This window comes from Ruegeria sp. AM7 (genome assembly GCF_056535965.1).
In genome coordinates, this window is record NZ_JBQFJE010000003.1 from 743776 (window position 1) to 766398 (window position 22623).

23 protein-coding genes and 2 riboswitches are annotated in these 22623 nt (G+C 62.7%); of the genes, 3 read left to right on the forward strand and 20 right to left on the reverse strand.

The window, feature by feature from the left end; translation table 11 throughout:
* Nucleotides 1-3 precede the first annotated feature (3 nt).
* From ACR3EG_RS07410 to ACR3EG_RS07425, 4 genes are all read right to left on the reverse strand, one after another.
* Nucleotides 4-1374 (reverse strand): tetratricopeptide repeat protein, encoded by a 1371-nt coding sequence (locus ACR3EG_RS07410; RefSeq protein WP_480494570.1) that lies wholly within the window; start codon nt 1372-1374, stop codon nt 4-6.
* Between the two features lie 180 nt (nt 1375-1554).
* Entirely contained in the window at nt 1555-2739 is a 1185-nt protein-coding gene (locus tag ACR3EG_RS07415) for a CaiB/BaiF CoA transferase family protein (RefSeq protein ID WP_480494572.1), read from the reverse strand.
* Nucleotides 2726-4345 carry a thiamine pyrophosphate-binding protein gene (locus ACR3EG_RS07420; RefSeq protein WP_480494574.1) on the reverse strand — a complete coding sequence of 540 codons (1620 nt, stop codon included), beginning with the start codon at nt 4343-4345 and terminating at the stop codon, nt 2726-2728. Before ACR3EG_RS07420 ends, ACR3EG_RS07415 begins: the two co-directional genes overlap by 14 nt.
* A gap of 78 nt (nt 4346-4423) precedes the next feature.
* Nucleotides 4424-4882, reverse strand: a complete 459-nt coding sequence (locus tag ACR3EG_RS07425) for a DUF302 domain-containing protein (protein WP_480494576.1) — start codon at nt 4880-4882, stop codon at nt 4424-4426.
* A gap of 127 nt (nt 4883-5009) precedes the next feature.
* On the opposite strand from ACR3EG_RS07425, the gene ACR3EG_RS07430 reads away from it, so the two are divergent.
* The gene (locus ACR3EG_RS07430; RefSeq protein ID WP_480494577.1) at nt 5010-5366 is read left to right on the forward strand and encodes a DUF1636 family protein; all 357 of its coding nucleotides are present in this window, start codon (nt 5010-5012) and stop codon (nt 5364-5366) included.
* Here ACR3EG_RS07430 and ACR3EG_RS07435 read toward each other — a convergent pair.
* The 9 genes from ACR3EG_RS07435 to cbiE form a co-directional block, all read right to left on the reverse strand.
* Nucleotides 5363-5857 carry a hypothetical protein gene (locus tag ACR3EG_RS07435; RefSeq protein WP_480494579.1) on the reverse strand — a complete coding sequence of 165 codons (495 nt, stop codon included), beginning with the start codon at nt 5855-5857 and terminating at the stop codon, nt 5363-5365. The genes ACR3EG_RS07430 and ACR3EG_RS07435 overlap by 4 nt on opposite strands.
* A gap of 65 nt (nt 5858-5922) precedes the next feature.
* Nucleotides 5923-6621 (reverse strand): CbtA family protein, encoded by a 699-nt coding sequence (locus tag ACR3EG_RS07440; RefSeq protein ID WP_353390461.1) that lies wholly within the window; start codon nt 6619-6621, stop codon nt 5923-5925.
* Nucleotides 6622-6625: 4 nt separating this feature from the next.
* Nucleotides 6626-6796, reverse strand: a complete 171-nt coding sequence (locus tag ACR3EG_RS07445) for a CbtB domain-containing protein (RefSeq protein ID WP_480494581.1) — start codon at nt 6794-6796, stop codon at nt 6626-6628.
* Between the two features lie 36 nt (nt 6797-6832).
* A riboswitch (cobalamin riboswitch) is annotated at nt 6833-7037 on the reverse strand.
* Nucleotides 7038-7080: 43 nt separating this feature from the next.
* Nucleotides 7081-7824, reverse strand: a complete 744-nt coding sequence (gene cobF / locus ACR3EG_RS07450) for a precorrin-6A synthase (deacetylating) (protein WP_480494583.1) — start codon at nt 7822-7824, stop codon at nt 7081-7083.
* Nucleotides 7817-8545 (reverse strand): uroporphyrinogen-III C-methyltransferase, encoded by a 729-nt coding sequence (gene cobA, locus ACR3EG_RS07455; protein ID WP_480494585.1) that lies wholly within the window; start codon nt 8543-8545, stop codon nt 7817-7819. The genes cobF and cobA overlap by 8 nt, the downstream gene beginning before the upstream one ends.
* Nucleotides 8542-9870: a cobyrinic acid a,c-diamide synthase CobB gene (locus tag ACR3EG_RS07460; RefSeq protein ID WP_480494587.1), complete on the reverse strand. Its 1329-nt coding sequence runs from the start codon at nt 9868-9870 to the stop codon at nt 8542-8544. Before ACR3EG_RS07460 ends, cobA begins: the two co-directional genes overlap by 4 nt.
* The gene (cobM, locus tag ACR3EG_RS07465; protein ID WP_480494589.1) at nt 9863-10657 is read right to left on the reverse strand and encodes a precorrin-4 C(11)-methyltransferase; all 795 of its coding nucleotides are present in this window, start codon (nt 10655-10657) and stop codon (nt 9863-9865) included. The genes ACR3EG_RS07460 and cobM overlap by 8 nt, the downstream gene beginning before the upstream one ends.
* Complete coding sequence (locus ACR3EG_RS07470) at nt 10654-11022, reverse strand: cobalamin biosynthesis protein (protein WP_480494591.1); 369 nt, start codon at nt 11020-11022, stop codon at nt 10654-10656. Before ACR3EG_RS07470 ends, cobM begins: the two co-directional genes overlap by 4 nt.
* Nucleotides 11019-12218: a precorrin-6y C5,15-methyltransferase (decarboxylating) subunit CbiE gene (cbiE, locus tag ACR3EG_RS07475; protein WP_480494592.1), complete on the reverse strand. Its 1200-nt coding sequence runs from the start codon at nt 12216-12218 to the stop codon at nt 11019-11021. The genes ACR3EG_RS07470 and cbiE overlap by 4 nt, the downstream gene beginning before the upstream one ends.
* Between cbiE and ACR3EG_RS07480 the strand changes: the two genes are divergently transcribed.
* A complete protein-coding gene (locus ACR3EG_RS07480) occupies nt 12217-12948 on the forward strand; it encodes a cobalt-precorrin-6A reductase (RefSeq protein ID WP_480494593.1) in 732 nt (243 codons plus the stop codon). The genes cbiE and ACR3EG_RS07480 overlap by 2 nt on opposite strands.
* On the opposite strand, the gene cobJ is transcribed toward ACR3EG_RS07480, so the two are convergent.
* From cobJ to ACR3EG_RS07515, 7 genes are read right to left on the reverse strand one after another with little or no spacing between them, the layout of a single operon-like run.
* The gene (gene cobJ, locus ACR3EG_RS07485; protein ID WP_480494594.1) at nt 12939-13703 is read right to left on the reverse strand and encodes a precorrin-3B C(17)-methyltransferase; all 765 of its coding nucleotides are present in this window, start codon (nt 13701-13703) and stop codon (nt 12939-12941) included. The genes ACR3EG_RS07480 and cobJ overlap by 10 nt on opposite strands.
* Entirely contained in the window at nt 13700-14425 is a 726-nt protein-coding gene (locus ACR3EG_RS07490) for a precorrin-2 C(20)-methyltransferase (RefSeq protein WP_480494596.1), read from the reverse strand. Before ACR3EG_RS07490 ends, cobJ begins: the two co-directional genes overlap by 4 nt.
* Complete coding sequence (locus ACR3EG_RS07495; protein WP_480494598.1) at nt 14422-15051, reverse strand: precorrin-8X methylmutase; 630 nt, start codon at nt 15049-15051, stop codon at nt 14422-14424. The genes ACR3EG_RS07490 and ACR3EG_RS07495 overlap by 4 nt, the downstream gene beginning before the upstream one ends.
* Entirely contained in the window at nt 15051-16172 is a 1122-nt protein-coding gene (locus tag ACR3EG_RS07500; protein ID WP_480494600.1) for a cobalamin biosynthesis protein CobG, read from the reverse strand. Before ACR3EG_RS07500 ends, ACR3EG_RS07495 begins: the two co-directional genes overlap by 1 nt.
* Complete coding sequence (gene cobN / locus ACR3EG_RS07505; protein WP_480494601.1) at nt 16169-19462, reverse strand: cobaltochelatase subunit CobN; 3294 nt, start codon at nt 19460-19462, stop codon at nt 16169-16171. The genes ACR3EG_RS07500 and cobN overlap by 4 nt, the downstream gene beginning before the upstream one ends.
* A 3-nt stretch (nt 19463-19465) precedes the next feature.
* Nucleotides 19466-20521 (reverse strand): cobalamin biosynthesis protein CobW, encoded by a 1056-nt coding sequence (gene cobW, locus ACR3EG_RS07510; protein WP_480494603.1) that lies wholly within the window; start codon nt 20519-20521, stop codon nt 19466-19468.
* Nucleotide 20522: 1 nt separating this feature from the next.
* Complete coding sequence (locus ACR3EG_RS07515; protein WP_480494605.1) at nt 20523-20897, reverse strand: DUF1636 family protein; 375 nt, start codon at nt 20895-20897, stop codon at nt 20523-20525.
* 85 nt (nt 20898-20982) lie between these two features.
* A riboswitch (cobalamin riboswitch) is annotated at nt 20983-21191 on the reverse strand.
* Nucleotides 21192-21302: 111 nt separating this feature from the next.
* Here ACR3EG_RS07515 and ACR3EG_RS07520 point away from each other — a divergent pair.
* Nucleotides 21303-22295 carry an NAD(P)-dependent oxidoreductase gene (locus ACR3EG_RS07520; protein WP_480494606.1) on the forward strand — a complete coding sequence of 331 codons (993 nt, stop codon included), beginning with the start codon at nt 21303-21305 and terminating at the stop codon, nt 22293-22295.
* Nucleotides 22296-22623: the final 328 nt, after the last annotated feature.

Below are 22623 nucleotides of genomic sequence, written 5' to 3' on the forward strand. Positions count from 1 at the left end.
TTGTTATTCAGCCGGAACGCTTTGTGCATCCCGGTCATCGCGTGCCGCGTCGATCAATGCGCGGCGCGCAAGGGCGTAATTGTCCTCGCCACCGGCCCGTTTTGCGCGGCGGTCATCCAGGATGCGCTCGACCGCATCCAGACGCCCGGCGCGCAGGCCGGAATCAATTGTGATGCGCTCGAATACATCACGTTGCGCGTGACTGCCACCTGCCATCTGCATTCCGTCACGTGCAGTGGTCAGGAAATCAAAGGCTTGGCCGTAAAGGCCGTCACCAAAGGCCTCAAGCCCTTTGGCCGCCGCGATGCCCGGATCGGACATACGGATCGGGGTGTCGCCCTGATTGCGCTGGGCGTCTTTCTGGATGCGTTTCAGCATCTTGCCGGTTGCTTCGTCCCGGCTATCGCCGGTCAGAGCCAGCAAATAGTGGAGATCGGCAAAGATCAGGCAGCCGTCTTCGGTGCGATTGGCGCTCAGGTCAGCCAGTTCTTCCCAGCGATTGCCGACGTTTACGCCCTCAAGTTCCAGCCGAGACAGCAGCGACGTCGCGTTCGAGATATCGCGGTAATCGTCGGTTTTGTCCTGACGGATGTAGTTGTCATACAACTCCATCACCTGATCGACCTGACCCAGATCCAGATGCATCAGCGCCTTGTGCCACCAGACGTGATAGCGGAAGTTGTTACAATGCGCCCAAGCGTCCTCGCGCCCGGCCAGCCAGTCCAGACCCAGCTGTGCGTTGCCGGTCATCTCATGCACGTGGGCCACAGCATGCAGGCCCCATGCGTCATCTGACACCATCCACAGCGCCTGACGGCCTGCAATCTCGGCCTTCTCATAGGCACCGGTTTCCTCCAACGCGAAGGAATGACACCCCAACAGATATCCACGGCCCGCGTGATCAGGCTCATAAGCCGGCATCACACGTTCGATCGAGCGACGCATGCCTTCGGCGTCACCCAGAACAAAGCGAGTGGCATGGCTGAGCTTCATCGCCAGCGAGTCTTGCGGATGGGCGCGCAGGATTTCCTCGAACTTCTGAACGGCTTGCGAGGGCAGATCGGACAGATACAGCTCCAAAGCTTGCACATAAAGGCGTTCGCGTGCGGTTACCGGCTGACGCTCCATCGCTGCGTTGGCAGCGGCCAGAGCTTCGACGGCGACTGGCATCATCTCGCGGCGGCCCAGCAGAACCATGAACAGACCCTTGATCGCATGGCCCAGGGCAAAATCAGGCTCAAGCTCCAAAACTTTTCCCAGAAGCTGAGGCGTCACCGCCGCATGCGCCATGAACCCGAGCAGCACGCCATCCCATGCCTCGGCGCTTGCCGAATGGCTCAGGGTGTTCATCTGTCCGAAAACGTCTTGTTTCATGCTCGTGGTCCGATCCGTTGAGAATTAGTACATTATTCGACTTATCAGAGACTCTAGCGGGGTCGTATCAGTATCGACCGACCTCTCGAATTGGTGAAATGCTGTGTGTGCAAAACGTGAAAAAAACCGCCGATTCAACGGCATGTTTCAGCAACATGCCGCCGAATTAGGCAATGTGTTTCAGTCTTTGAACGGGTTTTCAGCGTTCAGAACGGCCTGAGTGTCCGCGCCAAAGGTCGGTGGGGCACTGCGATATGTTACAGGCGTTTTGGACAGTTTCAGTGGATTTCCGATCAGATTCACCTGTGCCGGGTCGGCTTGCATGGCGATCTGCATCTGCCTTGCGGCGACCTGATCGGTGGCAAAAACCTGATCCAACGTCTGCACCGGGCCAACGGGGACCTTGCGCGCCTCAAGCTGGGCTATGACGGTTTCAGTGCCATAGTTTTGCACGGCTGGGCGCAGAATTCCATTCAGCGCATCACGATGTTCCAGACGTGATGGGTTGGTCGCAAAACGGGGATCGTCCGCCAGGTCAGGCTGTCCGATGAAGTCACAGAACCGTCTGAACTGGCTGTCGTTGCCAACGGCCAGGATCACGTGCCCGTCTGCCGTCTGATAGACGTCATAGGGCACGATATTCGGGTGCCCGTTTCCGCGCCGTTGAGGGACATTGCCCGAAGTCAGATAATTTACGCCCTCATTGATCAGCCATGCAATTTGCGCGTCAACCAGCGCAAGGTCGATCTGCTGGCCCTCGCCCGTTTGATCCCGGTGGCGTAGCGCCGCCAGAATGCCGACGGTCGCGTACATGCCGCACATCACGTCAGCGATGCCAACGCCCACTTTCATGGGCGCGCCCTCGGAATCACCGGTCAGAGACATGATCCCGCCGTAACCCTGTGCCATCAGGTCATATCCGGGCTTCGACGCGTTTGGTCCGTCCTGTCCGTAGCCTGAGATCGAGCAATAAACGAGGCTGGGAAATTCCTGCGACAAGGTTTTGTAATCCAAGCCGTATTTCGCCAGCCCGCCGGGTTTGAAGTTCTCGATCAGAATGTCCGCGTGCGAGGCGAGACGTCGGATGTCCGCCTGACCCTCGGCTGTTGTGATGTCGATGGCCACTGATTTCTTGTTGCGGTTGGCCGACATGAAGTAGGCGCTCAGATCAGATGCATTGCCATCAGCGTCAGTCACATACGGAGGACCCCACTGGCGCGTATCATCGCCGCCGGTTGCTGGGTTTTCGATCTTGATCACGTTTGCGCCCAGATCGCCCAGCAATTGCGTGCAGGTCGGTCCTGCCAGAATGCGGGACAGGTCCAGAACCTTGATGCCCTTCAGCGGCCCCTCAGATCCGGCCATCATAGCCTCCACGGTCGATCTCGGCGGCGATGACGGTAAAGCCGTCGGCCTTGACCGCCGCATCCAGCGCCGCGCGCAGTTCTTCGCGGTTGCGCACCGTGTGGCCGTTACCGCCGAACGCGCGGCCCATGGCGGCAAAGTCGTGGCGGTCGAAATCTACGCCTGTGTTGCCCATCTGGCGCTGGCGCTGTTTCAGCTCGATCAGCGCAAGGCTGGCATCGACAAAGACCAGAAAGATTGGGTTGCCGCCCATCTCGGCAGCGGTCGACAGCTCTCCGGCGACCATCAGGAACCCAGCATCGCCCGAGAAACTGATCACCGGGCGGTCGGGTTCGGCCAGTTTCAGGCCAATCGCCATCGGCACGGCACAGCCCATGGTACACAGGGCCGAGGATTGGATCAGCCCGCGTTCCTCGGAGCAATCCCACATCTGGCTCAGCAGGATGCGATGCGCGCCGCTGTCGGCCGTCGCCAGAGTGTTGGCGGGCAGGGCAACGCGGGTTTCAGCGATAACCGCCGCGGGTCCCCAGTCGTCATCCGTGGGAAACGCCTGCGCCAAAGCGGCTTTGACTTGCGCGGGTTCGCCACCCAGCCATGTCTTGCGCGACGGGGTGCCTTTGGCGATGGCCTCCAGCGTCTCGCCGGTATGTGCCACCAAATTCAGCCCCGCCTGATGCATGTAGTGGTCATTGGGCACAGCCGAGACGTCGATCACGCGCTTTTCCGCTGGGTCCCAGATCTCACGCCAGCCGGGGCGCATTTCGATCGGGTCATAGCCCAGACACAGCACCAGATCAGCCTGTTCGATCAGCGGAACCAGATGTTTGTCAGCCAGCGGCGAAAGGCCCGCGCCACCTAGGCACAGAGGATGATCCTCAGGCACGACGCCCTTGGCCTTGTATGTCGTCACGAAGGGGATGTCGAAATGCTCCAGAAATGCCTGCACCACGTTGCGCGAGTCGTCATAGAGAATATCCAGCCCGACAATTGCGATGGGCCGTTCGGCCTGCGACACCCATCGGCGGGCTTTCTCGACGCAGTCGCCCGCAGGGGATACAGTGGCGATCTTCGCGCGGCGGCGCGGTTTCACCCCCGACACGCGGGTATCCGCGACCGAGATCGGCACGTCGATATGCACGGGACCGGGGCGCGGCTGATTGGCCAACGTAACCGCCTTATCGGCAATAATGTCTGCGCCTTTGGCGGTCAGTGTAAACGTCCCTTTGGTGATCGAGCGATAGACCTGCGCGTGATCCATCACCTGATGGGTATAGGTCAGCGCCTCATCCGCATCGACGCAGCCGGTCAGCACGATCATCGGCACCCGGTCTTGCAAGGCATTGGCGACCACGTTGATCCCGTTCATCGCACCGGGGCCAAGGGTGGCGACCAGAATGGCAGGCGCGCCATCGCGGTGATGCACGGCCTCGGCCATGAAACCGGCGGCGTTTTCATGCTTGGTCAGATGAAAGGTGATCCCGGCCTGTTCCAGCGCATCGACAAGGGTCAGAACCTCACCACCGGGCATTCCAAAGGCGTGGCGACATCCGGCCTCGTACAAACGTTGGGCCAGAAGGTCCGCTGCGCGGGGCGAGAGGTCTTGCATAAGTCATGCTCCGAAAAACTGTTTCACAGCAGATTGCGGAGGAAGGCCCCGGACGCAAGGCGGATCACGCCAGTGTGACTATTTGACTGCTGCTTCAGCCACAGCCTGAAACTTGCCATCCAGTTCCTCGGCGATCTCACGCAGGGAGGCTCCGCCCTCAGAAACGTAGGGCGCGAAGACAAAACTGGGAGTCTTGTAGGACAGGGTGGCGGTGCCGTCCTCATTCTCGGTGACATAAAAGCGGATCGGCGCCTCGATCATCGCGTTCACCGAGGTTTCCAGCACGCGCACCGCATAGTCGTTGTTGAAGGCCCCGATAACCCGATTGCCGGGGATGGTGATCCCGCGCGATGCGGCGGCCTTGGTCGGGCCTGCCTGCGTGACCACGATCAGACCATTGGCCTTGATGGCATCCTTGGTGTCGGCAACCAACGCTTCATAACTTTTGTCGGTTGCATAGCTGGCCCAGCCCGAAAGAGGCTCGTCTGCCAAAGCAGGGGTCGCTATCAGGGCTATCGCAGTCCAAAGGGCTTTCATCAGGGCCTCCTGTTACGGGGTTGAGACTGTGATGCCAGAAAGCGGGACAGGGCGCACTCACAATCTTGTGCGTTTTCCCAATTGCGCCTTTGGCCGGAAACCCCCAGAAACAGGCAAATGCCACCCGATGAGGTCCGAATTGGATCAGATGCGCCTGTTGATATGTTCGTCCTGTGCCGGTGCCCGCGATTACGGGGCTGAGGTCAAAGCTGTCGAATCCGCCCTGACCCAAGCGGGGATTGAGGGGCAGGTTTCGGTCGATCAGCACGCCTGTTTCAGTGGATGCTCTGAACCCGTGGCCATTGCGCTGCAGGCCGATGGCGGGGCGTCATATGTGTTTTCAGGGGTCGATGTCGCTTCGGACGCCGATGATATCGTGGCGACCTGCCGGACCTATCTGGAAAGCCCCAAGGGCTGGATCGAAGACGCCCGGCCTTGCGGGCGGCTCCGGATGTGTCTGCGGGCGCGTATCCCGGCGCTTTAGTCTACCTGTACCACGACTGCAGCGCTGACCGGCACATTGTCGACCATCAAAGGGCTGTGGCTGTTTGCGTTCAGCGAGACCGAGACTTCGACCTCGCCCTGCGGCAGTTGGTCGATATGCATCCAGTTACCGTACAGCCGGGCCAGTTTCTGACCATTCACGTAGACATGTGCATGCCCCTCGCCGTCGACATCTGGCTTTGAGGCATTTTGTGGCGAGAACTGAAAGTTCTGCGGCACAACATGCAGGTTCCAGCCCGCCATGGGGTCGGGGGTCAGGGTGATCTCAACCCCCGGAGCATCAGCACCAGCAGGCAGGTTGATGGCAGTCGAATGATCGTGTGCGGCTGCCTCGGCGTGAGACGAACTGTGATGTGCAGGATCGCCATGGTCATGGCCGTCGAAAGTGACGCCATTTGCAGCCGCAACCACAAATCCTGCACCACTGCCAAAAACTATGCCGATTGCAAATAAGGCAAGTGAGCGTGCCATTTTATGTTCCTTGATGGTAGTAGAAACACGCCGAGCTGGTCTCGGCGTGTTTATAGGCGTGCTGGTCAGGCCGCAGCTTCGGCACGCTGACTTTCATGTCGCCAGAAGTATCCGGCGAATGCCCCGACCAGAACCCAGGCTACCAGTCCGATGCCAAAGGCGCGTGCGGCAAACAGCGCTCCGATCTCGGTCGGAACGGGGCCGGTGAACACGTCCGGCTCGGGCGCGCCGATCAGATGTGGGGCCAACAGCAAGGCGGCTGCGATCACATAGCTAATCAGGGTGCCGCCAAAGGCAATCAGCCACATGGCAACGCCTGCTGCGGCGACGGTCGCAAACCACCAGATCTGACGCGCAGCGACATCGGCTGCTGCCACGCCGGGCACTTCTGGCGCGAGCGAGAATCCGGGTGCGAGGTGCACGGCAATGAACCCCGCAAGCCCCCACAAAACGCCGGTGCGCCCGTCAATCTTGTGGCCGTTGCCCTCAGCCACGGACATCAGCGCAATCATCATCAGCGCATAACCGGTATAGATAAGCATCGTGAAAATGACGCTCAGCGCATCGCGGAACAGGTCCGAGAACATTCCCGGCAGCTCGGGGTGAGCACTTACGACGTCACCGCCGAAATGGACCAATTCGCCTGATTCATACAGTTCCGCGTGCAGCAACACAGGTTGCACAAAGACCAACTGCAGCAAGGCGGCAATCAGCCCCGCTGCAGCACCAGCGAACAACGCGCTGGTCAGGATACGGCTAAACATGGGTTTAGTGGCAGGGGAAGCCGGTCGCGTGGCGCACATCGTGGGCTGCGTCATGCAGGGCCGCGGCCTGAACGTGGCCGGTCAGCGTGACGACGCCAAGGCCCAGAACCACAGCGAACATAACCGGAAGGATACCAACGCGTGAGGTCGATGCGGTCGTTGCTTGAGTTGCCATTTTTAGTTCTCCTTTACCGTCGCACCCGACGGTTGGTGTTTTCATTCGTGCCTGGCAGGTCTCCTGGCTCGCGGGTCGATGCCTCTGTTCGCCTTCCCCCTGAAACTCAGGAGTGGCTGGTTGAACAGGGCTCACCGCTTACAGTCGCGGGGGCGGCTGTGGATTCGATCGCGCGCGGTCTCACCACATTCCCTCTTAGCTTGCCGGTATTGCCGACAGGACCAGACAGGTTCATTTAGCCGTTACATCTGCTGCAGCGCAATCGTCATTTGCGACGTTTTAGGTCAGATCACGCGCTTTTTGAGAAGATAAATATCCATGATCCACCCATGATCAGCGCGCGCAGCGGCGCGGGTGTCCAGAATCGACTGTGCAACACCGGTCAGAGGGCCGTTGATCAGGATTTCTTCAGTCATGCCCACGTAAGCCCCCCACCAGATGTCATAATCTGCCATCTGAAGATGTTGGAACGAGCACTCACCATCCAACATGACCGCCACGTTTGATGCACCGTCCGGCCACCCTTCGTCGCGAATCCGCCGCCCCGTGGTCACGATGTAGGGTGCACCCAGTTCGTTGATCGGAATCGCGTGGGCCGCTGTCAACGCCTGCAGCGCTGTGATGCCAGGGATCACCCGCGTCGTCGGTTGAGGGTCCAACCGCGCCGCGATTCGCAGTGAGCTGTCGTATAGCGACGGATCGCCCCAGATCAGCAGCGCCACGTGCTGTGCACCGGGATGGGCGGCAATCGCCTCGCGCCAGCGCAGCGCAATTGTGTCGTGCCATTCGTCCACCCCGCGCAGATACCCGTCTTCCGAGCGGCGCTTGGGGATGTCGAAATAGGCGATCTGCGGCGGCGTGTCGGTCACCTGCGCAATGATCTTTTCGCGCAGCCCGGCCAGATCGGCCTTATTCTCGCCCTTGCGGGGGATCAGGATCAGATCCGCCGCGCGGATCGCCTGCGCGCCCTGAAAAGTCACGTGGTCAGGGTTTCCGGTGCCGATGCCGATCAAGGTCAGGTCAAACATCGTCAAACTCTGCCAGCGGGCCATAAAGGATCAGCGCCGGGGCGGTGCCTATCTCGTCCGCCAGTTTTTCGGACAGCGCGCCTACAGTACTGCGATGCAGCTTTTGTTCGGGGGTCGAGACGGATTCGGCCATTAGTGCTGGTGTCTCCAGCGGCAGACCGTGGGCGTTCAGCGTTTCGACCAGCAGAGGAAAAGTCCGCTTGCCCATGAAGACGACGGTGGTCGCATCCGGGTCGGCCAAAGCGGGCAGGTTCAGGTCCTCGGGCAGTTTGCCGCTGACATCATGACCAGTGACAAACTGGACCCGCCGCGCGGTCAGCCTGCGGGTCAGCGGGATGCCCGCCGCCGCCGCTGCCGCCACGGCCGAGGGGATGCCGGGGATGATCTCATACGCGATCCCGGCCGCGCGCAGGGCCACTAGTTCTTCTTCCAGACGCCCGAACATACCGCCATCGCCGGATTTCAACCGCACGACCCGCTGCCCGGTCAGGGCGTAATCCACCAGCAACCGGCTGACATGGTCCTGCTTGGGCGAGGGGCGGCCCGCCCGTTTGCCCACGCCTACCAGATCGGCATCGTCGCGCGCATGGGTCAGGATCGGCCCGCTGCTGAGGTCATCAAACAGCACCGCATCCGCCTTTTGCATCCGGTCCACGGCCTTCAGCGTCAGCAATTCCGGATCGCCCGGACCCGATCCGATGAACGAGACAAACCCACTCATACTGAGGCCTCTGCGATCAGGTGAAAGAACGTGCCCGTGACGTTGCCGCGTACCGAGCCGGTCTGCGGCCCTTCGGCCCCTTCGGCGTCAAACACGCGGGCCAAGGGCGCGTCGGGTTGTTCAATGATCGAAGAATAGTGGAACTCATGCCCCCGCAGGCCCGTGCCTACGGCAAAACCGGGCATCGGGGCCAACAACTCGGCGCGGCGATAGCCCAGATTGAACTTGCGCTTTTCATAGGACGTCACCAGTCCCAACAACCCGGCCATCTGATGCGAGACACCCTCTTTGTCGATCAGAGCCTGTCCCAGCGCCATATAGCCCCCGCATTCCCCATGCACGGGTTTGGTCTGCGCATGTTTCCGCAGGCCTTCTTGAAAGACGGATGCAGCGGCCAGAGTTCCCGCATGCAGCTCTGGATATCCGCCCGGCAACCAGACCAGATCTGCATCCGCCGCAGGGGCTTCATTCGCCAATGGCGAGAACGGTAACACCTCGGCCCCTGCCGCGCGCCAGCCTTCCAGCAAATGCGGATAGGTAAACGAAAACGCGGCATCGCGGGCCAGCGCGATCCGTTGCGCCGGGGGCCGCGGCAGCGCGGCGGACGATGGCCCATTCGGGCCTGAGGACGCCGCCCGCTTGATCGCCTCAAGATCGACATGCTCGCGCAGGAACGCGGCATAGCCTACAATCGCGCTTTCTAGATCGGGATGCTCGACGGCCTGGATCAGGCCCAGATGCCGCTCGGGCAGGGTCAGGTCGCCGCGCCGGGGCAATACGCCCAGAACCGGTAGGCCCGCGCGCTCCATGCCCAGCAGGGTCAACCGCTCATGCCGAGGGCTGGCGCAGCGGTTCAGGATCACGCCGGCAAAAGGTAGGTCGGGGTTATACATCCTGAACCCCAAAGCCGTCGCCGCCGCCGATTGCGCCTGACCGCCCACATCCAGAACCAACACCACCGGCCAGCCCATGCGCAGCGCAGTCTCGGCGCTGGAGCCATGTCCCAGCTCACCGGGTTTGGCGACGCCGTCGAACAACCCCATCGAGCCCTCGGCGACCACGATATCCGCGCCTTTGGCCTGTGCCGAAATGGCGCTCAGCAACGGCTCACCCATAGCCCAGCTGTCCAAATTGAATGAGGCCCGCCCTGCAGCTGCCCGGTGAAAAGCCGGGTCGATATAGTCCGGTCCGCTCTTGAACGGCTGAACGGTCAGGCCATCCTCTGCCAGCGCCCGCAACAGGCCCAGCATGACGGTGGTTTTGCCCGTCCCCGAGGACGGTGCAGAAATCAAAAGGCCCGGAGGGGTCGTCATCGTTTCATTCATCCTCGGGGCTCCAGCTGGACCAAGGGCTGTCGGCGCTTTGCGGGCGATAGCGGCGGTCGTAATCCTTGGAATACAGACAGCTTTCGTCGAACCCTTCGCCCGCCAGCGCGGGGCCGACCATGATCAGAGCGGTGCGGGCGATGCTGTCGTCCAACGCGTCTTTCAGGGTCTCCAATGTGGCGCGAATGATGCGCTCATCGGGCCAACTGGCGCGATAGACCACCGCCACCGGGCAATCGGCACCATATGTCGGGGTCAGGTCGGCAATAACCTTGTCCAGATTGCCGATCGACAGGTGAATGGCCAGTGTAGCGCCGGTGCGGGCGAAGTTCTCAAGCGTCTCACCCTCGGGCATCGACGATGCGCGGCCCGGCGTGCGGGTCAGTACCACCGATTGCGCGAGGCCGGGTAGTGTGAGTTCTGTGCCCAAGGCCGCGGCTGCCGCGGCAAAGGACGGCACGCCGGGGGTCACGCTGACCGGGATACCCATCTCTTTTAGGCGGCGGATTTGCTCGCCCATGGCGGACCAGACCGACAGATCGCCCGAATGCAGGCGGGCCACATCCTGACCGGCCTTATGCGCGGCCTCAATCTCGGCCATGATCTGATCCAGATCCATCGGCGCGGTGTTGATGATCCTGGCCCCCTCGGGGCAATGGCCTAGGATTTCCTCGGGCACCAGTGAACCCGCGTACAAACAAACGGGGCAGGACGCGATGATATCGCGCCCGCGCAGGGTCAGCAGGTCGGCAGCGCCCGGTCCGGCGCCGATGAAATGAACGGTCATGTCTGTCCTCCGATGGCGATGGCGCAGGTGGCCAGCCGGTCGTCTGATATTTGTCGGGGTGAAAGCAGCCGCGCGCCAGAACCGGCGGCGGCAAGGGCGGATGCTTCGGCCACGCTGCCGGTGCCGTAACTGGCGCGGCTGCGGGGCGAGCAGGTGAGCGTGCGCTGCCCGGCCAGATCAGCGGGCGCGATGAAATGCAGAGGCAGGGCCGTGGTTGCGGCGAATGCGGTCAGGGCAGCGTGGCCACGCTTTTCGGCGACAGTGGCCAATGCGTCGACCTCATGGCCTCCCACTGCGGCGTCATACGCCGCGCGCAGGCTGTCCACGGTCGCGGCGGACGAAAAGCCAAGGCCCGCGACGATCATAGCGTGACGCTCCACTGCACCACCGGATATGCGGATTTCCAACCCCGGCGTGGTCCCAATGGCGCAGCCTGAGCCAGTTCGATCCGCAGCAGATCGCCGCCGCGTTTCTCATGCCACTGCGCCAGCAGCGCTTCGCTTTCCAGCGTCACCGCGTTGGCCACCAGCCGAGTGCCTGCGGGCAGGGTCGCGTGCAGCCAGTCCAACAGCGCGGCGCTTAGGCCACCGCCTATGAACACCACATCCGGCAGGGCCAATCCGTCCAGCGCATCGGGCGCAGTGCCGTGGACAACGCTCAACCGATCCTGCCCCAGTGCGTCCGCATTGCGGCGGATACGTTCAGCGCGATCTGCGCGGGGTTCAATTGTGGTGGCCGTCAGCGTCGGATCACACATCAGCCATTCTATACTGATCGAGCCAGTGCCGCCGCCGATATCCCACAGATGCTCGCCACGTTGCGGAGCCAGCGCAGACAGGGTCAGGGCGCGGATAGGGCGTTTGGTGATCTGCCCGTCGGTCTCGAAAATCTCATCCGGCTTGCCAGAGGATTTCGGCAGTGCGCGCCCATCACCCGCGACCTCTAGCGCAACACAGACCGGGTGATCGAACCCACCCAGCAGTGCTTCGGTCAGTGACACACTGCGGGAACGTTCACGGGGGCCGCCGAGCGCCTCCATCACGTGCAGGCGGGTGTCGGCAAAGCCGGTTTCGGCCAGGTAGGTAGCCAGTTCCGTCACCGCAGCCCCGTTGCGCAGCAACAGAATGGCGCGCAGGCCCGGCGACAGATGCGGTCGCAGCCGGGTCAGGGGGGCTGCGTGCAAGCCGAAAGTCAGCGTCGCCTCCAGCGGCCAGCCCAGCCGCGCGGCGGCCAGCGAAAAGGTCGACTGTCCGGGCAGGGCGGTCCATTCCCCGGCCTCGAAATTGCGCGCGATGACAGACCCCGCACCGAACCAGAACGGATCGCCCGAAGCCAGCACCACGGTTTGCCGCCCCCGGAACCCGGTCAGCAGAGGTAAGCCATCGGCAAAGGGCACCGGCCATTCGACCCGCTGGGCGGGGCTCTCGGGGATCAGCGACAGATGGCGCGGCGGGCCCATGATGATTTCGGCGCGCTCCAGCACTTGACGGCTTGCAGGCGACAGGCCATCAAGCCCATCCTCACCCAGGCCCAGAACGGTCAGCCACGGAGCTTCATGCATGACACATCTCCTGATCCTTGGCGGCACCACCGAGGCCAACGCCCTGGCCAAAACCGTGGCCGAGCTGGGCATCCCAACGATCTATTCCTATGCCGGTCGAGTCGACACCCCGCGTCCGCAACCCCTGCCGGTGCGCGTGGGCGGGTTCGGAGGCGTGGATGGCCTGACCACCTATCTCCGCGACCATAGTGTAACCCATGTGATCGACGCCACGCACCCCTTCGCCGCGCAGATGAGCGCCAATGCGGTGGCCGCGTGCCTTGAAGCCGGGGTGCCTCTGGCTGCGCTGACCCGTCCGGCATGGACGGAACAGGACGGAGACCGCTGGCACCATGTTCCGGATATCGACGGCGCGGTGGCCGCTCTGTCCGGTGCGACGCAGCGGGTGTTTCTGGCCGTGGGCCGGATGCATCTTGACGACTTTGCTGCCCAGCCCCAGCACCGCTACCTGCTGCGACTGGTCGATGAACCGGGTACTCTGCCGTTGCCGCACTGCGAGGTTGTTGTCTCGCGCGGGCCGTTCACCTTGGCCGATGATCAGGCGCTGATGCAGCGCCATGAGATCCAGTTGGTGGTGTCCAAGAACGCGGGCGGCCTTGGCGCGCGCGCCAAGCTGGACGCGGCGCGGGCGCTGGGCCTGCCGGTGCTGATGATCGACCGTCCGGCCCTGCCGCAGCGGGTCGAGATGTCGGGCGTCGCTCAGGTTCTGGACTGGCTGGCTCATACCTGATCCTTGGCCGGAGTGAACCTTGGGGTGTAGACGATCGGCGCTCCGTCACGCTCGATCACGCGGGTGCGGGACGAGCCGACAATGACCACTGTCTGCATATCCGCCATCTCGGGTGTGGCGTCGGCCAGTGTCGAAATTCGAATGGCCTCATCCGCGCGCGATACGGCGCGGGCGAACAGGATCAGCCGTTCGGGCTCGCATTCCTCACGCAGGATTTCCAGTGTCTTTACAAAGCCTTCAGGGCGGGATTTCGAGCGCGGATTGTAAAACGCCATCGAGAAATCTGCCTGCGCGGCCAGCCGCAGCCGCTTTTCGATCAAGGACCACGGCTTGAGGTTGTCACTCAGGTTGATGGCGCAGAAATCATGCCCCATCGGCGCGCCCGCACGGGCCGAGGCCGCCAGCATCGCCGTAATCCCCGGCAGCACGTCAATCTGGATATTACGCCACTCGGACGGGCCATTCTCCAGCGCCTCAAACACTGCCGACGCCATTGCAAACACACCGGGATCGCCCGAGGACACAACGACCACGCGCTTGCCCTCAGCCGCCATCTGCAGCGCGTGCTGCGAGCGGTCGATCTCAACCCGGTTATCACTGGCGTGCAGCGTCAGCCCTTCGCGTTCGGCCACGCGTGCCACGTACGGAATATAGCCGACCACGTCCGTGGCCTCGGCCAAAGCAGCGGTCACCTCGGGCGTCACCAGCGCCTCATCCCCCGGTCCAAGACCGGCGATCTTGACCCAGCCGTTCATGGTCTGCGCCCCTGTCCATGCACGATGATGATCGAGAAATAGGGAGTGATGCCGTCGCAGTTTTCAGACAGCTTGCAGACGCGCTGATTGGGCATCTGGGCATATTCCACGATCCACGCCCGGTCAAATAGGCCAGCCGTTTTCAGCGCGCGCTTTACCTTGTCGATATTGCGTCCGATCTTCATCACGACCAGCGCGTCGGTCTGCGCCATCTGCTGGGCCAGAACGTCTTCGGACAGCGTGCCTGCCAGAACAGTCAGGATGTCATCGCCCCATGTGATCGGGTCGCCTGTCGCTGTCCACGCGCCGGACATGCCAGTGATGGCGGGTATAACTTCTACATCACAGACGTCGCGCAAGCGGTTGTAAAGATGCATGAAAGAACCGTAGAAGAACGGATCTCCCTCGCACAGAACCACCACATCCTCGCCTTTATCAGACAGCGCCTTTAGATGCGCGGCACAGACTTCGTAGAACGCTGCAAGCAGTTCGTTGTAGCGCGGATCGGTCAAAGGGATTTCGGTCGTGACCGGGTACTCCATCGGGAATTCAACGGCATTTTCGGGGATCATCCCATTGACGATTTTGCGCGCCTGTCCGCTGCGGCCGGGCTTGCGGAAAAACGCCACGTGGCGGGCATTACGCAGCAGGCGGTCGGCCCGCACACTCATCAGGTCGGGATCACCGGGGCCAAGGCCCACGCCATAGATGGTGCCGCTCATTCCGCGCGGCTCGCGATGGCGTTGACGGCGGCGACGGTGATGGCGCTGCCGCCCAGACGGCCCTTGACGATGCAGGATGGCACTGGCTGTGCCTCCCACAGGGCGTCTTTGGATTCGACCGCGCCGACAAAGCCCACGGGGCAGCCGATGATTGCGGCGGGGCGTGGGCAGTCGTGGTCTTCCAGCATGTTCAGCAGATGGAACAGCGCGGTGGGTGCGTTGCCGATGGCGATAACTGCACCGTCCAGATGCGGGCGCCAAAGCTCCAGCGCGGCCGCCGAGCGTGTGTTGCTCATCTCGGCGGCCAGCGGGCGTACGCGTTCGTCATGTAGAGTGCAGATCACTTCGTTGTCGGCGGGCAGACGGAACCGGGTCACGCCCTCGCTGACCATGCGCGCATCGCACAGGATCGGTGCGCCACTTTCCATCGCTGTACGGGCCGCGGTCACAAATCCGGGCGAGAAATGAACGAACTCCTCCAGCCCCACCATACCAGCGGCGTGGATCATGCGGACAGCGACCTGTTCCTCGTCGGCGTCGAACCGGGCCAGATCAGCCTCGGACCGGATGGTAGCAAAGCTCTCTTTATAGATCTCAGCGCCATCGGTTTCATAAGTATAGGGCATCAGGTGAAGTCCATATTCATCAGTGTTTCTTCGGTCAGGCCGGTCTGGCTGGGCTCATCCCCCGCGCGGCCTTGTTTGACAAGATCAAATCGTCCGGCATTGCCGATCAGGGTCACTTCGGCCAGGCCCATGCGCGCGCATCCTTTGGCGCAGCCCGAGACATGCAGGCTTCCCGGTACGCGTGCCGCCAAAGCGCGCGCGATGTCGCGGGTTTCCACCTGTGCCTGCGGGCAATATGGCGCGCCGGGGCAGGCGTCGGTGATCATCAGCGGGTCGGTGCCATCTGTGACAAAGGCTGGGGCGGGTATCGCCGCCCCGCCTTCCAACAGGATCAGCCGCCACGGGGTGACCCGCAGCGCCTCGGCACCGCATTGCGCGATCAGGTCTTTCAGAGCGCGTGCAGGCAATTGTCCGAAGGCCGCACCATAGAGCGTTCCGTGATCGCAAGGGCCAGGTTGCAGCGGCGCGCCCAACGGTCCCGGAGCTGTGCCCTGCCACTCCGGAGGCAAAGCCGAGACCACGCGGGCCATGCGACGGCTCTCGGGCGTGTAGGTTTCGGCGAACCAAGCGGCCAGGGCGATCAGTTGGTCGATGGCCTCGGCTTCTTGGACCAGACGCCCGGTCTCGGCCCCATCGGCGCGCAGGATCAGGCCGTCCGGGGCGGTTTCCAGCCGAATGTCAGCTGAATCACCCGCCAGCAGGCGCTCAGGCCCGGTGTCGATGGCAAAGCCAAACTTGGCGGGCAGGGCGGGCAGTTCGTCCAACCGATCGATCAGTTCTTTTGCCAGCCGGGCGGTCAGGTCTCCGGCTTGGTAGAGGGGCGAAACCAGTATGTTGCGGCGCACCTCGATCCCCGGTTCGGCATCCAGCAGGTTCAGCGCGGCAAGCTCGGCCAGCAGGGATTGATGATCCGGCTCGGCCACGCCCCGCAGCTGCAGGTTGGCGCGATTGGTCAGGTCGATGGTGCCATTGCCGAAGCGCTCGGCCAGATCACACAGACCCATGGCTTGCATGGCATCCAAGCGCGCCAGCCGGGGGCGCACCCGAACCACTAGCCCATCACCCGACATCATTGGTCGGTGCGCGCCGGGGCACCAGCCCTGGACGATGGGGACGCTCATCGCAGCCCTTCCAGATCCGCACGGATCGAGTTGCGGCGTGTGTTCCACAGTCCCGCCTCCAGCAAGGCGCGGAACCGGTCCTGCATGGCCTGATGCGCCTTGGGGTTGGCCTCGGCCAGAAAGGCGTCGACGTCTTCGTTGCCCAGCGTGGCATCGTGGTAGAGGTCGAACAGATGTGGCGCGACTGTGCCCGACAGATGCGCGAAGGATGCCATGTGATCCAGCGTTGCGGCAATCTCGGCTGCGCCCCGGAACCCGTGGCGTTGCATCCCGGCGATCCAACCCGGATTGGCGGCGCGGGCGTGGACCACGCGGCTGATTTCTTCGGGCAGAGTCCGCGCGCGCGGGGTGTCGGGGTTGGTATTGTCCAGATGATAAAGCTGCGCCGTGCCGCCTGTGATCTTTTTGGCGGCGGCGAACCCGGCCTCATGCGTGGCGTAATCATTGGCCAGCAACAGGTCAGTTTCAGTCAAATCCTGCAGGTGGACAAAACTGTCGGCATTGGCGACGCGCTGGGTGATGCCGTCCTTGTCCTGTGCGATGTGCTCGCCTTCCAGAGCGTAGGAGCTGGCGTCCAGCCATGCCTCACCCGCCTGCGCGCGTGCGTCGTCGGTATAGATTTCGGACAGTTGCGTCATGTTCACGCCATAGCTGCCGGGGGCGGGGCCATAGACGCGGGCGGCGGGTTCCTGACCGGCATAGGGGTTCCAATCGGCGGCCTCATCGCGCGCCGACAGCGCCCGGATCGCCTGACCGTACAGCGCCGAAAGCGTCGGGAACACGTCGCGGAACAGGCCCGAGACCCGCAGCGTCACGTCCAGACGCGGGCGGCTGAGGTCGGTGATCGGCAGAACCTCAATGCCCGAAACCCGCTCGGACCCTTTGTCCCAGACAGGTTTGACGCCCAGCAGGTGCAGCGCCATGGCAAATTCCTCACCCGCCGTGCGCATGGTGGCCGAGCCCCAGAGGTCGACGATTAGCCCTTTGGGATAATCGCCTTCCTCTTGCAGATGCCGCCGCACCAGTTCCTCGGCCAGTTTCACGCCCTGGGTATAGGCCGCGCGGGTCGGAACCGAACGTGGATCGGTGGTATAAAGGTTCCGCCCCGTCGGCAGCACGTCCGAACGGCCACGATAGGGGGACCCGGACGGTCCGGCCTCAATCCGCTTTCCGGCCAGCGCGTCCATCAGCGCGCGGCGCTCAGACTGGGCCGAGGGCGCGGGGTCGAAATTGCCGGTCACGTCGGGCACCCGGCCAAAGATGTGCAGACCGTCTCCGAACTGGCTTTCCTTGATGTCACAGACAAAGCGGTCGATGCGGGTGATCGCTTCGGCGGTGCAGGTGGCCTGATCCAACCCGAGGTCGTTTTCCAGCCCGATGGCCTGGGCCTCATCCCGAATGTCTTCCTGCAGGCGGTCGCGGCGCTTGGGGTCCAGACCATCGGCGTTCGAGAACTCATCCAGCAGCGATTCCAGCCGCACCATCCGATCGGGTGTGCCGCTTTCCTTCAGCGCGGGCGGTATGTGGCCCAGTGTGACGGCTCCGATCCGGCGTTTGGCCTGCGCGGCCTCGCCGGGGTCATTGACGATGAACGGGTAGATCACCGGCAGGTCGCGGATCAGCGCTTCGGGCCAGCAAGTGTCGGACAGGGCAACGGATTTGCCGGGCAGCCATTCGAGCGTGCCATGGGCGCCGATATGGATCAGCGCATCCGCGCCCAATCCTTTGCGCAGCCACAGGTAAAAGGCGACATAGCTGTGGCGTGGGGTGCGCGACAGGTCGTGGTAATCGTCATCGCGCAGCTCGGGCGTGCCGCGTTCAGGTTGCAGCGCGACCAGAGCCTTGCCCCGGCGCAGGGCGGTGAAGTGAATGGCATCGTCGGTGTAAGTCGGGTCGTCCTCGGGTGCGCCCCAGACCGCGTTCAGGTCGGCGCGCAGCTGTTCGGGCAGGTCGGCCAGCGCGGCCTGATAGTCGGCAAGAGGCCATGCGATCCGCGCGTCCAACAGAGTTTCAGAAATCGGTTCGGCGGGGGCGGTGTCATAGCCCTCGGTTTGAAGATCGGACAGCATCGCCTCAGCCGAAGCCAGCGCGTCCAGACCGACCGCATGGGCCATCTGCCAGTCCTTGCCGGGATAGGTGGACAGCACCAGCGCGGGCACCTGATCGACCTTGGGTTTGTCTTGCAAGTTCAGCCAGCCGGTCACACGGTCAAGGATCGCCTCGATCCGTTCCTCCTCGACCCGGTGGGCAAAGCGGGAATATTCCAGATGCGGGTCGCGCTTGCCGGGTTCCTTGAACGACGCGATGCCTGCTGAAATCCGCCCGTCCACCTCGGGCAGCACCACATGCATGGCGAGGTCGGCGGGCGAGAGACCGCGTTCCGCCTCGGCCCACGCCTTGCGGCGCGAGGTGGCCAGTGCGACTTGGAAGACGGGTACATCGGCGGCGTCCAGGGGCGAGGTGCCCGACGCGCCTTTACCCGAGAAGGAGGTGGCGTTGATGATCGCGGACGGGGCCAGCGATACGATGGTGTCGCGCAGCCAGTCGGCGGCTGCGGGGGCTTTCAGCGACGGGGCGAACAGGCCCACGGCCTGAAACCCGCGCGCACGCAGGTTGCGGATCAGGGCGGCCACAGGGGCCGTGTCGGCGGATGTCAGATAGGCGCGGTAGAAACTGACCACGACGCGTTTTGCATCGCCGGAGAACGCATGCTCTGCCGCGATCACACCGCGATCCGGGCACCATGCGCCGCAGTCGGGGATCGTTTTGGCTCCCATCACCGGACCCGCGTAAAGACCGGCTGCCAATGCCATCTGCGCCAAAGCGGCCTGCGCGGCAACCTCGCCACCGGTGTCACAGAGATGCGCCAAGCGGCGCAGGGTCGAGACGGGCAGGGTGGAATACTCATCCAGCCGCGTATCCTCGCGCCCGTCGGCGGGCAGGACGGCCAAAGCAATGCCTTTGGTCTGTGCCAGCGCCAGAACCTGCTGCAACCCATAAGCCCAATAGGGCACCCCGCCGATCAGACGGATCAGGATGCCCTTTGCGCCCTCCAGCGTCTGTTCCACATAGGTGTCAACGGACAGAGGGTGTTTCAGCGCCGTCAGATTGGCCAACCGTAGGGTCGGCATCCGACCTTCGGGCCCGCCACCGCGGTGCCAGCCTGCCGCGAAAGCACCAAGGTCGCTGTCCGAGAAGGACAGCACCACCAGATCCGCCGGGCTCTGGCCCAGATCGGTCGGGGTCTCGGTTTCCTCGAGCCCGTGGCTTTCGCGGAAGACGACGTGCATGGTTTACTCGGCAGCTTCGGTGGCGCCCGCGAGGATTTCGCGGATTTCAGCCTCTTTGATGTCGTCATGCTCGGCAATCACCACCAGACGCGAGCGGCGCTCTTCGCCGGGTTCCCACGGGCGGTCATACTGATGACGCACGCGCGCGCCGACGGCCTGCACCAGCAGGCGCATCGGTTTGCCTTGAACGGCGGCATAGCCTTTGACGCGCAGGATGTTCAGTTCCTTGGCCAGACGTTCGATGTTTGCGACCAGATCGGCCGGGTCCGATTGTTCGGGCAACTCAACGATGATGCTTTCGAAATCGTCATGCTCGTGATCGTGGTGGCCGTCATGATGGCTGGGACGGGCATCCATGTCATCCTCGGCGGCGGCCTCAAGGCCCAGCACGACGCGCACGTCGACCACACCTTCGGCCACTTCAACCACGGGCAGAGGGCGCGGGGCCTCGGCGGCGATGATCTCTTTGGCTTTGGCGACACCTTCGGGGCCGGCCAGATCGGGCTTGGTCAGCAGGATGATGTCGGCGCAGGATATCTGATCCTCGAACACCTCGGACAGTGGAGTCTCGTGGTCGATGGAATCGTCGGCCATGCGCTGGGCATCCACCGCTTCGACATTAGGGGCAAAGCGACCGGCGGCCACGGCCTCGGCATCGGCCAGCGCGATCACGCCGTCCACGGTGATTTTCGACCGGATATCGGGCCAGTCGAACGCCTTGAGCAGCGGTTTGGGCAGGGCCAAACCGGATGTTTCGATCAGGATATGCTCGGGGCGCGGCTCCAGCGCCATCAGCGCCTCGATCGTGGGGATGAAATCATCGGCCACGGTGCAGCAGATACAGCCATTGGCCAGTTCCATGATGTTCTCCGCCGGACAATCGGGGATGGCACAGGATTTCAGGATATCGCCGTCCACGCCGACATCGCCGAACTCGTTGACCACCACGGCCAGACGCTTGCCCTGCGGGTTCTGCATCAGGTGTCGCACCAGCGTGGTCTTGCCCGAACCAAGAAAGCCGGTAATCACAGTAACGGGAAGTTTTTCCAAAGTGGACATGTCAGGCTCCAATCGGGGGAATGCGCGAGGCGCAGTTTTTGCGGAAATGTTCGGGGCGCTCGCGCCATTTGACCAGACCGTCTTCGGTGGCCAGATATTTGGTCGCGCCGTCGACGATGACGTCGACATGATCGACCTCGTTCAGGTTCTCATAAACAAAGGTCCAGCGCTCGGGCCCGCCGCGCAGCACGATGGAGCAGCCCTGATCGCAATTCGACAGGCATTCGACGGCCTTCAGCGCCACGCCCTCGGGCAGTTCGGCCTGTTCCAACGCCTTGTGCAGCAACGTGCCGGGGCGCTGGGCGTCATCTTCAACAGGCAGGCCGCGGCGGCAGGTGGTGCAAACCAGCAGCTCGACCGGAGCGGTTTCGGTCATGTCTCTCATCCCCCTAAATCCTCATCGTGGGGGACGGGGTTTCATGCGGGTCGTGCGTGACCCGGCACCGGAACACCCCGTCCGGTTTCAATCGCGGGTGCTGGCAGGTCTCCCGGCTTGCGGATTTCAGGGCGGTTGCCCTGTCGGATGACCCGCCTTCCCGGCCTTGCTGGCCAGTGGCTTGGGCACCCTCTCCGGTCACGGTCGCGGGGGCGGCTGCGTTTGACGGATGACCCGCTGACGCATTCCCTTTTCATCCATCTGCAGATGGACACCAACGGATCGGACATGCGGCACCGGGCAGGCCCTTGTCAAGCGAGTCGCAAACATCTTTCGCACCTCGGGTTAAAAGCGACCTGACAGCGTCGCTGGGCGGCATGACTTTGGGTGGGGCGGCATGGTGCCATGAACAAAACGACGCCAAAAAAGGAGGTGTATCGCATGAAGGTGGGCTTTATCGGCTTGGGCAATGTGGGCGGCAAACTGTCAGGGTCTTTGCTGCGCAACGGGATCGAACTGACGGTACATGATTTGAACTCTGACCTCGTCGACGGCTTCGTGGCACAGGGGGCCAAGGCCGCCGAAAGCCCGGCCCAGCTGATGCGCGATTGCGACGCGGTTATTACCTGCCTGCCATCGCCTGCCGCTTCGGACGCGGTGATGCAGGAGATGCTGCCTGAGGTCAGCCCCGGCAAAATCTGGATGGAGATGTCCACTACTGATGAAGCCGAAGTCAAGCGACTTGGCGCCCAGGTGATCGAGCGCGGCGGCGCAGCGGTAGACTGTCCTGTATCGGGTGGCTGTCATCGCGCCGCGACGGGCAATATCTCGATCTTCGCGGGCTGCGACCGGGCCACATTCGAGCGCATACTGCCCTTTCTGACCACCATGGGCCGACGGGTTCTGCATACCGGTGACCTAGGGACCGCTTCGGTGTTGAAAGTGCTGACCAATTACCTCGCCACCGCCAACCTGATCACCTGCGCAGAAGCACTTGTGACCGCCAAAGCCGCCGGGATGGATCTGAACACCACATACGAGGCAATCAAGATCTCATCCGGGACATCCTTCGTGCATGAAACCGAAAGCCAAGTCATTCTGAACGGCTCGCGGGACATTTCGTTCACGATGGATTTGGTGAAAAAGGACATTGGCCTGTTTCAGGATGTGGCGGACCGGGCGGGGGTGCCGCTCGAGATCAACCCGGTGATGATGCGTATCTTTGACGACGGCATCGCCCGTTATGGCGACCGAGAGTTATCCCCTAATATTATCAAGCGGTTGGAAGAGGCCACCGGGCTGGATATCACGGCCCCCGGCTTCCCGTCCGAAATGGAAGACTACGAGCCGGAAGCGTCCGGATACGAGGTTATTCCTCAGGGACGTCGGGCCGAATGACGCAATTACACTGCGCGAAAACGCTTTGACCGGCTTGGAAAAGTGGCGGCGAGTTTTGGGCTCGCTGCCACTTTTTTAGACCACTGAACTACCCGAACCACCGGGGCAAGAGTCAATTTGTGCGCGGATAAACCTAAGTATCGTCAATAGACAAACGCCAGAAAAACCTGTTCGAAGACTTCAAATACCAAGTGCCAATCGTGTCGCAAGTTACGAGCTTGCATTCCCGGGGGCCGCCCATTTTCCGTAAACCCGGTACTGCCCGTTTCGTTCATGCCTGTGCGTTAAGTAGGATTTCGCCTGCTTACTTCGCGACGACAAGGTCGTG